1 protein-coding gene (running past one end of the window) is annotated in these 12,705 nt (G+C 75.9%); it reads right to left on the reverse strand.

Annotation, left to right across the window (positions count from 1 at the left end; genetic code table 11):
* Window positions 1–12,558 carry the beginning of a type I polyketide synthase gene (locus OG500_RS07515; protein WP_329577977.1) on the reverse strand. It extends 22,980 nt beyond the left edge of the window, so the window shows 12,558 of its 35,538 coding nt (coding positions 1–12,558); the start codon lies at window positions 12,556–12,558; the stop codon falls past the left edge of the window.
* Between the last annotated feature and the right edge of the window lie 147 nt (window positions 12,559–12,705).

Consider the following 12,705-nt stretch of genomic DNA (forward strand, 5'->3'; position numbering starts at 1 on the left):
GGCCGCATCCGCGAGTTCGACGCCCGCGACCGCCGACAGCAGCCGCTCGGCCTGCGCACGCAGCGCCTCCGCATCCCGCGCGGAGAGGACCACCGGCAGCACCGCGGGCCGCACCGTCGCCTCGGCGACCGGCTCGGCGGCCTCCGGCGCCTGCTCCAGGACCACGTGGGCGTTGGTGCCGCTGAACCCAAAGGACGAGACGCCCGCCCGGCGCGGCTCGCCGGTCCCCGGCCAGGTGGTGGCCTCGGTCAGCAGGGCGACCGCGCCCGCCGTCCAGTCCACGTGCGGGGTCGGCTCGTCCGCGTGCAGGGTGCGGGGCAGCACTCCGTGGCGCATCGCCATGACCATCTTGATGACGCCGGCGAGACCGGCGGCGGCCTGGGTGTGGCCGATGTTCGACTTGATCGACCCCAGCCACAGCGGCTGGTCGGCCGCCCGCTCCTGGCCGTAGGTGGCGAGCAGCGCCTGCGCCTCGATCGGGTCGCCCAGCGCGGTGCCGGTGCCGTGCGCCTCCACCGCGTCGACCTGGGCCGGCGTCAGGCGGGCGTCGGCCAGCGCCTGGCGGATGACGCGCTGCTGGGCGGGGCCGTTCGGGGCGGTCAGACCGTTGGACGCGCCGTCCTGGTTGACCGCCGAGCCGCGCACGACCGCCAGCACCGGGTGCCCGTTGCGCCGCGCGTCCGAGAGCCGCTCGACCAGCAGCACGCCCGCGCCCTCGCCCCACGCGGTGCCGTCGGCGGCGGCCGAGAAGGCCTTGCAGCGGCCGTCGGCCGACAGCCCGCGCTGGCGGCTGAAGTCGAGGAAGGTGTCAGGGGTGGCCATCACGGTCGCACCGCCGGCCACGGCGAGCGTGCACTCGCCGTTGCGCAGCGCCTGCACCGCGAGGTGCAGCGCGACCAGCGAGGAGGAGCAGGCGGTGTCGACGGTGACCGCCGGGCCCTCCAGGCCGAAGGTGTAGGAGAGGCGGCCGGCCAGCACGCTGGCGGAGGTGCCGGTGCCGAGGTGGCCCTCCAGCTCCTCCGGCGAGTTCATCAGCAGCGCGAGGTAGTCCTGGCCGTTGGTGCCCGCGAAGACACCGGTCCGGCTGCCGCGCAGGGTGTCCGGGTCGATGCCGGCCCGCTCGAACGCCTCCCAGGTGGTCTCCAGGAGCAGGCGCTGCTGCGGGTCCATCGCCAGCGCCTCGCGGGGCGAGATGCCGAAGAAGGCGGGGTCGAACTCGGCGGCGTCGTAGAGGAATCCGCCCTCGCGGGTGTAGATCTTTCCGACCCGCTCCGGGTCCGGGTCGTAGAGCGCGTCGGTGTTCCAGCCGCGGTCCTCCGGCAGGCCGGACATCGCGTCGGTGCCCGCGACGAGCAGCTGCCAGAGCTGCTCGGGGCTGCTGACGCCGCCGGGGAAGCGGCAGCTCATCGCGACGATGGCGATCGGCTCGTCCTCGGCTCCCGCGGCGCGCAGGGCCGGCGTCGCGGCGGCGGTGTGCCGGCCGAGCAGCTCGGCGTGCAGGTGGCCGGCGAGCGCGGCGGCCGTCGGGTAGTCGTAGACCAGGGTGGTCGGCAGGGTCAGGCCGGTGGCCGCGCCGAGCCGGTTGCGCAGTTCGACGGCGGTCAGCGAGTCGAAGCCGAGCTCCTTGAACGCCCGGCCCGACTCGATCGTCTCCGCGTCGCCGTGCGCCAGGACGGCGGCGACCGCGCTGCGGACCAGGTCGAGCAGGGCTCGCTGCTGGTCGGCCGGGGCGAGGCCGGCGAGCCGGCCGGCCAGGGTGTCGGGGGCGGTGCCCGGCAGCGTGCCGGTGGCGCCACCGGTGGCGGGCCGGGCCTCCGGGAGGTCGCCGAACAGCTCGCTGGGCCGGGCGGCGGTGAAGCCCGGCAGGAAGCGGTCCCAGGCGAGGTCGGCCACCATGAGGGCGCCGTCGCCGTGGTCCAGGGCCTGCTGGAGGGCGGCGACGGCCAGGGCCGGGTCCATCGGCGGCAGGCCGTCACGGCGCAGCCGCTGCTCGACGGCCGGGTCAACGGCCATGCCGCCCCGGGCCCACGGACCCCAGGCGATCGCGGTGGCGGGCAGGCCGTCGGCCCGGCGCTGCTCGACGAGCGCGTCCAGATAGGCGTTGGCCGCCGCGTAGTTGGCCTGCCCCGCGCTGCCGATGGTGCCCGCGATCGAGGAGAAGAGCACGAACGCGCTGAGCTCGCCGGTCAGTTCGTGCAGGTTGCGGGCGGCGTCCACCTTGGGCCGGGCCACGGCGGCGAACCGCTCGGCGGTGAGGTCGTCGAGCAGGCCGTCGTCGAGCACCCCGGCGGTGTGGAAGACGGCGGTGACGGGGTGGGCCGCCAACAGCTCGGCCAGCGCCGCGCGGTCGGCCACGTCGCACGCCGCGACCGTCGCCGTGGCACCCAGTGCGGCCAGCTCGTCGGTCAGTTCGTCCACGCCCGGGGCGTTCGGGCCGCGCCGGCCGGCGAGCAGCAGCTGCTCGGCGCCGTTGCGGGCCAGCCAGCGCGCCACCTCGGCACCCAGCGCACCCGTGCCGCCGGTGACCAGCACGGTGCCGGACGGCCGCCAGCCGACGGCCTCGCCCCGCGTGGAGCGCACCAGGCGCCGGGCGAACAGGCCCGAGGCCCGGAGGGCGACCTGGTCCTCGGCGCCGCCCAGCACGCCGGCCAGCCGGGCGAGGGCGCGCTGGTCCAGCGTCACCGGAAGGTCGATCAGACCGCCCCAGCGGTCGGGGTGCTCCAGCGCCACCACCCGGCCCAGGCCCCAGAGCCGGGCCTGCTCGGGGGTGGCCGTGCGGTCCGTCCGGCCGGTCGAGACGGCGCCGCGGGTCAGGCACCAGAGCGGCGCGGTGATCCCCGCGTCGCCCAGCGCCTGGACCACGGTGGCGGTGCGGGCCGGGTCGCCGTCGAGCGCGGGCAGCCACAGCACACCGGCCGGCGAGACCTGCTCGTCGAGCGTCTCCCGCAGCAGCTGCGCCACGGCCGCACGCGGCGTGTCGTCGCCGCCGAGCTCGACCAGGCGGGGCTCGACGCCCCGCGTGGTCAGCGCCCGCAGCACGGCGAGCGTGGCAGCGTCCTCGGCCGCGCCGGCCGGGACGGCCAGCAGCCAGTCGCCGACCGCCGGGCGGGCGGCCGGCTCGCGCACCGGCCGCCACCCGGCCCGGTAGCGCCAGCTGTCCACGGTCGCCTGCTCGCGGCTCTTGCGGCGCCAGGCCGAGAGCGCGGGCAGCACCGAGCTGAGCGGCTGGTCGCCGCCCAGGTCGAGAGCGGCGGTGAGGGTGTCCAGGTCACCGCTGTCGACGGCCGCCCAGAAGTCGGCGTCCACGGCATCGGTCGGCGCCGCGCCCGGGGCCGGGGTGGCGGCGTTCTCCAGCCAGTACCACTGGCGCTGGAAGGCGTAGGTGGGCAGGTCGACCCGGCGGGCACCGGTGCCCGCGAAGAACGCCGGCCAGTCCACGGCGATGCCCCGCACCTGGAGCCGGGCGAGCGCGGTGGTCAGCGTGCGGACCTCCGGGCGCTCGCCACGCAGCACCGGCACGAAGACGGCACCCTCGACGGAGACGCTCTCCTGCCCCATCGCGGACAGCACACCGTCCGGGCCCAACTCCACGAAGCTGCGCACACCCTGGCCCTCCAGGGCCGTGACGGCATCCGCGAAACGCACCGCCTCACGGACATGACGCACCCAGTACTCGGGATCCGTCAGGTCCGCCGACCGGTCCAAGGTGGAGACGATCGGGATCGTCGGCGCGCAGAAGCCCAACTCCGCGACGACGGCCCGGAACTCCGCCAGCATCGGCTCCATCAACGGCGAATGGAACGCGTGGCTGACACTCAGCCGCTTGGTCTTGCAGTCCAGTTGCCCGGCCACCTCCAGCACCGCCCGCTCGGCACCCGAAAGCACCACAGCCAAAGGCCCGTTGACAGCAGCGATACCCACATCCGAGCGGCCCTCCAGCAGCGGCAGCACCTGCGCCTCGCCCGCCTGCACCGCCACCATCGCACCACCGGACGGCAACGCCTGCATCAGACGACCACGCGCCACCACCAACCGCGCCGCATCCGCCAGCGACAGCACCCCCGCCACATGCGCCGCAGCCAACTCACCGATCGAGTGCCCCGCCAGGAAATCCGGCCGCACACCCCACGACTCCACCAACCGGAACAGCGCCACCTCCAACGCGAACAACGCCGGCTGCGTGTACGCCGTCTCGTCCAACAACGCATCCGCCTCGGCCAGCGGCATCCCCAGATACCGGTCCAGCTCCCCGCGGACCGCGTCGTACGCCGCCGCGAACACCGGGAACGCACCGTACAGTTCAGCACCCATCCCGGCCCGCTGACTACCCTGACCGGTGAACAGGAACGCCGTCCGGCCCGCCGCACCGGCGGTGCCGAGCACCGCGTCGGCGCTCGGGCCGCCGGCGGCCAGCGCCGCCAGCGCGACGGCGAACTCCGCACGCTCGCCGCCGATCAGCACCGCGCGGTGCTCCAGCATCGCGCGGCCGGTGGCCAGCGAGTAGGCGAGGTCGGCGGTGGTCGCCTCGGGCGTGGCCTCCAGGTGGGTCAGCAGCGCCTGGGCCTGGTCGCGCAGCGCCTCGGCGGTGCGGGCCGACAGCAGCCACGGCAGGGCGGCGGGCACCGGACGCGGGGCCTCGGTGTCCGCCGTGGCCTCGGCGACGGGTGCCTGCTCCACGATGGTGTGGGCGTTGGTGCCGCTGAACCCGAAGGAGGAGATGCCCGCCCGGCGCGGCCGGCCGGTCTCGGGCCACGCGCGGGTCTCGGTGAGCAGGTCGACCGCACCGGCCGCCCAGTCGACGTTCGCCGAGCGCCGGTCGGCGTGCAGGGTGCGCGGCAGCATGCCGTGCCGCATCGCCATGACCATCTTGATGATGCCGCCGACGCCGGCCGCCGCCTGGGTGTGGCCGATGTTCGACTTCAACGAGCCCAGCCAGAGCGGGGCTTCGGCCGGGCGCTGCTGGCCGTAGGTGGCGAGCAGCGCCTGCGCCTCGATCGGGTCGCCCAGCGCGGTGCCGGTGCCGTGCGCCTCCACCGCGTCGACCTCGGCGGGCGTCAGACCGCCGTCGGCCAGGGCCTGGCGGATGACGCGCTGCTGGGCGGGACCGTTCGGCGCCGTCAGGCCGTTCGACGCGCCGTCCTGGTTGATCGCGGTGCCGCGCACCACGGCGAGCACCGGGTGGCCGTTGCGCCGGGCGTCCGAGAGCCGCTCGACCAGCAGCATGCCGACGCCCTCGCCCCAGCCGGTCCCGTCGGCCGCGTCCGAGAAGGCCTTGCAGCGGCCGTCGGCGGCCAGGCCGCGCTGGCGGCTGAAGTCGATGAACGCCTCGGGTGTCGCCATCACGGTGGCACCACCGGCGAGCGCCATCGTGCACTCGCCCTGGCGCAGCGCCTGCACGGCCAGGTGCAGGGCGACCAGCGAGGAGGAGCACGCGGTGTCGACCGAGACCGCCGGGCCCTCCAGGCCCAGGGTGTAGGCGATCCGCCCGGAGGCGACGCTGCCGGCCGTGCCGGTGCCGAGGTAGCCCTCGACGCCCTCCGGCACGGCGCCGATCCGGGTGGCGTAGTCGCTGCTCATCACGCCCGCGAAGACGCCGGTGCGGCTGCCGTGCAGGGCGGCCGGGTCGAGGCCGGCCCGCTCGATCGCCTCCCAGGAGGTCTCGAGCAGCAGGCGCTGCTGCGGGTCCATCGCGAGCGCCTCGCGCGGCGAGATGCCGAAGAACGCGGGGTCGAACAGGCCGACGTCGTGCAGGAAGCCGCCCTGGTCGACGTAGCTGGTGCCGTGGTGGTCCGGGTCCGGGTCGAAGAGGTGCTCCAGGTCCCAGCCACGCCCGGCCGGGAACGCGCCGATCGCGTCGGTCCCGCCGGTGACCAGCCGCCAGAGGTCCTCCGGCGAGCGCACGCCGCCCGGGTAGCGGCAGGCCATGCCGATGATGGCGATCGCCTCGTCGGACGCACGGGCGGGGGCCGGCGCGCCGGTGGCGGTGGCCGGCTGCTGGGCACCGGCGATCTGGCTGCGCAGGTACTCGGCGAGGGCGGCCGGGGTCGGGTAGTCGAAGATCAGGGTGGGCGGCAGCCGCAGGCCGGTGGCCGTGTTGAGCGCGTTGCGCAGCTCGACGGAGGTCAGCGAGTCGAAGCCGAGCTCCTTGAACGCCCGGCCGGCCTCGATCACCTCGGGCGAGGCGTGGCCCAGCACGGCGGCCACCCGCACCCGCAGGACTTCGAGCAGCTCGCGCTCCAGCTCGGCCTCGGGCAGGCCGGCCAGGCGGCGCAGCAGCTCCGAGCCGCCACCCGCACCGGCCTGGGCGGTGCGCCGGGCCGGGGTCCGGACCAGGCCGCGCAGCAGGGCGGGCAGTGCGCCGGTGGCGGCCCGGGTGCGCAGCGCGGTCACGTCGAGGTGCATCGGCAGCAGGGCGGCCCGGCCGAGGCCGGCGGCGGTGTCGAGCAGGGCCAGGCCCTCGGCGTTGGTCAGGCCGCGCATGCCGTCGCGGGCCAGACGCTGGAGGTCGGCGGCGTCCAGGGTGCCGGCCATGCCGCCCTCGGCCCAGGGGCCCCAGGCGAGGGAGAGGGCGGGCAGGCCGCGCTGGGTCCGGTGGGTGGCCAGCGCGTCCAGGAAGGCGTTGGCCGCCGCGTAGTTGGCCTGCCCCGCGCCGCCGAGCGTGGCGGCGTTCGAGGAGTAGAGCACGAAGGCCGACAGGTCGAGCCCGGCGGTCAGCTCGTGCAGGTTGAGCGCCGCGTCCACCTTGGGGCGCAGCACGGCGTCGAGCCGCTCGGGCGTGAGCGAGGAGAGCACGCCGTCGTCGAGCACGCCGGCGGTGTGGATGACGGCGGTGAGCGGGCGCTGCAGGGAGCCGAGCAGCGCGGCGAGTGCGGTGCGGTCGGCCGCGTCACCGGCCGCGACCGTCACAGTGGCGCCCGACTGCTCCAGCTCGGCGACGAGTTCGGCCGCGCCCGGGGCCTGGGAGCCGCGCCGGCTGGTGAGCAGCAGGTGTCGGGCGCCGTGCTCGGTGACCAGGTGCCGGGCCGCGACGGCGCCCAGCGCGCCGGTGCCGCCGGTGATCAGCACGGTGCCGTCCGGGTCCAGCGGGGCCGGGACGGTCAGGACGACCTTGCCGATGTGCTTGGCCTGCGAGACGAAGCGGAAGGCCTCCGGCGCGCGGTGGATGTCCCAGGTCGCGATCGGCAGGTGCGCCAGCGCCCCCTGCTCGAAGAGCGCGAGGACGGCGGCGAGCATCTCGCCGGTGCGCTCGGGCCCGGCCTCGATCAGGTCGAAGCCCTGGTAGCGCACCCCCGGGTGCTCGGCCGCCACCTGCTCCGGGTCACGGACGTCCGTCTTGCCCATCTCCACGAACCGCCCGCCGCGCGGCAGCAGCCGCAACGAGGCGTCCACGAACTCCCGCGCCAGCGAGTCGAGCACCACGTCCACGCCCCGGCCACCGGTGGCCGCGCGGAACCGCTCCTCGAAGTCCAGGTCACGCGAGGAGGCGATGTGCTCGTCGTCCAGACCGAGCTCACGCAGCGCGTCCCACTTGCCCGCACTCGCGGTGCCGTAGACCTCCGCACCCAGGTGCCGAGCCAGTTGCACCGCCGCCATGCCCACACCACCGGCCGCCGCGTGGATCAGCACCGACTCGCCCGCCCGCAGGTCCGCGAGGTCCACCAGCGCGTAGTAGGCGGTCAGGTGGACCAGCGGCACCGAGGCGGCCTGCGCGAAGGTCCACTGCTGCGGCATCCGGGCGATCTGCTGGCGGTCCGTCACCGCAATGGGCGCGAAGCCGCCGGACAGGATGCCGAACACCCGCTCGCCGACGGCGAGATCGGTGACGTCCGGCGCCACCTCCAGGACGACGCCCGCGCCCTCCAGGCCCAACAGGCCGGCGTTGCCCGGGTACATGCCCAGCGCGTTGAGCACGTCACGGAAGTTCAGACCGGCCGCGCGCACGCCGATCCGGACCTGGCCCGCCTCCAGCGGCGCGACGGCCGCCGGGTACTCGACCAGCGCCAGGTTGTCCAGCGTTCCCTTGACCGGGATGTCCAGCCGCCAGGCGACCGCGCCGACCGGCTCGGTGAGCGCGTCGTCGCCCACTACCCGCACCAACCTGCTGACGTAGCACTCTCCCTGACGCAGCGCCAGCTCCGGCTCGCCGGAGACCAGCGCGGCCGGCAGGGCGGCCGCCGAGGCGTCGTCCAGGTCCAGCAGCACGAACCGATCGGGGTTCTCCGCCTGCGCGGAGCGGATCAGGCCCCAGACCGCGGCGTGCGCCGGGTCGGCCGGCTCCTCCCCCGCCAGCGGCGCGACCGCACCCCGGGTCACCAGGACGAGGCGCGAGTCGGCGAACCGCTCCTCGGCGAGCCAGTCCTGCACCAGGCCCAGCACCCGGTGCGTCACCTCCCGCACCGCGTCCGCCGACGGCTCGCCGCCGCGCGGCGCACACGGCACGAACACCGCCTCCGGCACCACCTCGGCCGCCGCCACCGCCGCCAGATCGGCGAAGGTCTCGGCCCCGGCGAAGGCGCCGAGCGCGGCCCACCGGCCGGGCGCGGGCGCGGTGGCGGGGACGGGAGCACCGGCGGGGACGGGCAGCGCCGTCCACTCCACCCGGAAGAGCGCCTCGTGGTGCGCGGCGCGGGCGGCGCCCAGCTGCTCGGCGGAGATCTCGCGCAGCGCCAGCGAGCGCACCGACATCACCGGCGCGCCGGTGCCGTCGGCGAGTTCGAGCGCCACCTCGCCCTGGCCCAGCGGCACGACCCGCACCCGCAGCGCGGCGGCGCCGGTGGCGTGCAGGGCGACGCCGGTCCAGCTGAACGGCAGACCGCCGCGCAGCGCACCGTCGGAGCGCTCGGAGCCGTCAGCGCCGTCAGCGGCGCCGAGCGCATGCAGGGCGGCGTCCAGCAGCGCGGGGTGCAGGCCGAACCGGTCGGCGTCCTCCTCGGTGCCGGTGGGCAGCGCGATCTCGGCGAAGATCTCGCTGCCGCGCAGCCAGGCGGCCCGCAGGCCCTGGAAGGTGGGCCCGTAGCCGAAGCCGGCCTCGATCAGGCCGGTGCGCAGCTGCTCGACGTCGACGGCGCGGGCGCCGGCCGGCGGCCAGGCGGTCAGCTCGAAGCCGGCCGGCGCGGCCCCGGCGCCGAGCACACCGGTGGCGTGCCGGGTCCACGGCTCCTCGGCCGGGGCGCCCTCGATCCGCGAGTGCAGGCTGAGCGAGCGGCTGCCGTGCTCGTCGGCGCCGCTGACCACGATCTGCAGCTGCACGCCGCCCTGCTCGGGCAGCAGCAGCGGGGCCTCCAGGGTGAGTTCCTCGACCAGGTCGCAGCCGACCTGGTCCCCGGCCCGGATCGCCAGGTCGACGAAGGCGGTGCCGGGCAGCAGCACGGTGCCCCGCACCGCGTGGTCGGCCAGCCACGGGTGGGTGTCCAGGGCGAGGCGGCCGGTGAAGAGGAAGCCGTCGACGTCGGCCAGCGCCACCGCGGCGCCCAGCAGCGGGTGGTCGGCGCTGCCCTGGCCGATCGCGGCGACGTCGCCGAGCGGGCTGCCGCTCTCCAGCCAGTAGCGCTCGCGCTGGAAGGCGTAGGTGGGCAGCTCGACCCGGACGGCCTGCTGGCCGGCGAAGACGCCGTCCCAGTCGAGCACGCTGCCGCGCACCTGGGCCTGGGCCAGCGCGGCGGTGAAGCTGTGGACCTCCGGGCGCCCGGCCCGCAGCAGCGGCAGGAAGGCGACCGGCTCGGTGACGCACTCCTGGCCCATCGCGGACAGCACGCCGTCCGGACCCACCTCGACGAAGGTGCGCACGCCTTCGCGCTCCAGCGTCTCGACGGCGTCGGCGAAGCGGACGGCCTCGCGGACGTGGCGCACCCAGTACTCGGGGTCCGTCAGGTCGGCACCCTGGTCCAGCGTCGAGACGATCGGGATCTTCGGGGCGCGGTAGGTCACCACCTGGGCGCAGCGCCGGAACTCGTCCAGCATCGCGTCCATCCGCGGGGAGTGGAAGGCGTGGCTGACCTGCAGGCGCTTGACCTTGCGCCCCTCGGTGCGCAGTTGCTCGGCGAGGGCCGCCACCGCGTCCTCGTCGCCCGCGATCACCACGGCCCGGGGCCCGTTGACGGCGGCGACGGCGACGTCCGCGCGGTCGGCGAGCAGCGCCAGCACCTCGGCCTCGGTGGCCTGGACGGCCAGCATGGCGCCGCCGCCGGGCAGTTCCTGCATCAGGCGGCCACGGGCGGCGACCAGCAGCGCCGCGTCCGCCAGGCTGAGGACGCCGGCCGCGTGCGCGGCGGCCAGTTCGCCGATCGAGTGGCCGGCCAGGACGTCCGGGGTCAGGCCCCAGGATTCGGCCAGCCGGAAGAGCGCCACCTCGACGGCGAAGAGCGCGGGCTGGGTGTAGGCGGTCAGGTGCAGCAGCCCGGCCTCCTCGGAGCCCTCGGCGGCGAACAGCACCTCGCGCAGCGGGCGGTCCAGCTGCAGGTCCAGGTGGCCGCAGGCCTGGTCGAGCGCCGTGGCGAAGACCGGGAAGGTCGCGTACAGCTCGCGGCCCATCGCCAGGCGCTGGCTGCCCTGGCCGGTGAAGAGGAACGCCGTGCGGCCGGCCACCGGGGTGCCCCGGACCAGTCCGGGCAGCTCGCCGCCGTCGGCCAGGGCCCGCAGCGCCCGTTCGAAGTCCGCGCGCTCACCGGCCAGCAGCACCGCGCGGTGCTCGAAGCCGGCCCGGGTGGTGGCCAGCGAGTGGCCGAGGTCGGCCGGGCGCTGCCCGGGGTGGGCGGCCAGGTGGGCGAGCAGCCGCTCGGCCTGGCCGCGCAGCGCCTCGGGGGTCCGGGCGGACAGCGCCCAGGGCAGCACGGCCGGGGTGACGGCCGCGGGCGCGGCGGTGACCGGCTCCGCGGCGGCGGCCGGGGCCTGCTCGATGACGGCGTGCGCGTTGGTGCCGCTCATGCCGAAGGAGGAGACGGCGGCCCGGCGCGGGCGGTCCAGCTCCGGCCAGGGCAGCGCCTCGGTGAGCAGCTCGACCGCGCCCGCGCTCCAGTCCACGTGCTCGCTGGGCCGGTCGACGTGCAGGGTGCGCGGCAGCACGCCGTGCCGCATCGCCATCACCATCTTGATCACGCCGCCGATGCCGGCTGCGGCCTGGGTGTGGCCGATGTTGGACTTCAGCGAGCCCAGGTACAGCGGGTGTTCGGGGCGCTGCTGGCCGTAGGTGGCGAGCAGCGCCTGGGCCTCGATCGGGTCGCCGAGGGTGGTGCCGGTGCCGTGCGCCTCCACGGCGTCGACCTCGGCGGGCGTCAGGCGGGCGTCGGCCAGGGCCTGGCGGATGACGCGCTGCTGGGCGGGGCCGTTCGGGGCGGTCAGGCCGTTCGACGCGCCGTCCTGGTTGATCGCGGTGCCGCGCACCACGGCGAGCACCGGGTGGCCGTTGCGCTCGGCGTCGCAGAGCCGCTCGACCAGCAGCATGCCGACGCCCTCGCCCCAGGCGGTGCCGTCGGCGGCCTGCGCGAAGGGCTTGCAGCGGCCGTCGGGGGCCAGGCCGCGCTGGCGGCTGAAGGCGATGAAGGAGCCGGGGTTGGCCATCACGGCCACGCCGCCGGCCAGCGCCACGCCGCACTCGCCGCGGCGCAGCGACTGCACCGCGAGGTGCAGGGCGACCAGCGAGGAGGAGCAGGCGGTGTCGATGGTGACGGCCGGGCCCTGGAAGCCGAAGGTGTAGGAGAGCCGGCCCGAGGCGACGCTCAGCGCACTGCCGGTGACCAGGTAGCCCTCCAGGCCCTCGGTGGCCTCGTGCAGGCGCGGGCCGTAGTCCTGCGCCTCGGCGCCGATGAAGACGCCGGTGCGCGACTCGCGCAGGGTGGTGGGGTCGATGCCGGCGCGCTCGAAGGCCTCCCAGGAGGTCTCCAGGAGCAGGCGCTGCTGCGGGTCCATCGCCAGCGCCTCGCGCGGCGAGATGCCGAAGAAGCCGGGGTCGAAGGTGTCGGCGTCGTGCAGGAACCCGCCGGCCTGGGCGTAGCTGGTGCCGGGGTGGTCGGGGTCCGGGTCGTAGAGGCCGCCCAGGTCCCAGCCGCGGCCGGCCGGGAAGGCGGAGATCGCGTCGGTGCCGTCCGCCACCAGCTGCCACAGCCGCTCGGGCGAGTTCGCCTCGCCGGGGAACCGGCAGGCCATCGCGACGATCGCGATCGGCTCGTCGTCGGCGGAGCCCAGCGGCACCACGGTGCCGGTGTCGGCGGCCAGGCCCAGCAGTTCGGTGCGCAGGTGGCGGGCGAGCGAGGCTGCGGTGGGGTGGTCGAAGACCAGGGTGACCGGCAGCCGCAGCCCGGTGGCGGCGGCCAGCCGGCTGTGCAGGTCGACGGCGGCCAGCGAGTCGAAGCCGAGCTCCAGGAACGGGCGGTCGGCCTCGACCGGGGCGGCGGGCTTTCCGCGCAGGGATTCCGTCGCCTGGTCCAGCACCAGGGCCAGCAGCAGGCGCTGCTGCTCCGCCACCGAACGGTCGGCCAGCCGCTGTTCCCAGGACGCCCGCGCCGCGGTATTTCCGGCACCCGTACCGTCCGGCTCCGAAATGAGACCCTCGGACTGGTTCATCATCGCGCTCCACCACCCAGCAGACGGTATCCAACACCGTCAGCCACCCTGCCAGCGCCGGTGAGCAGCAGAAACCCCTACGGCCCCCCGGCCACCCCTACCCAATCCCCTGCCGACCCCTGACCGAATTCCGGCGCCGGAAAAGGC

This window comes from Kitasatospora sp. NBC_01250 (genome assembly GCF_036226465.1).
In the GTDB taxonomy this organism is placed as follows: Bacteria; Actinomycetota; Actinomycetes; order Streptomycetales; family Streptomycetaceae; genus Kitasatospora.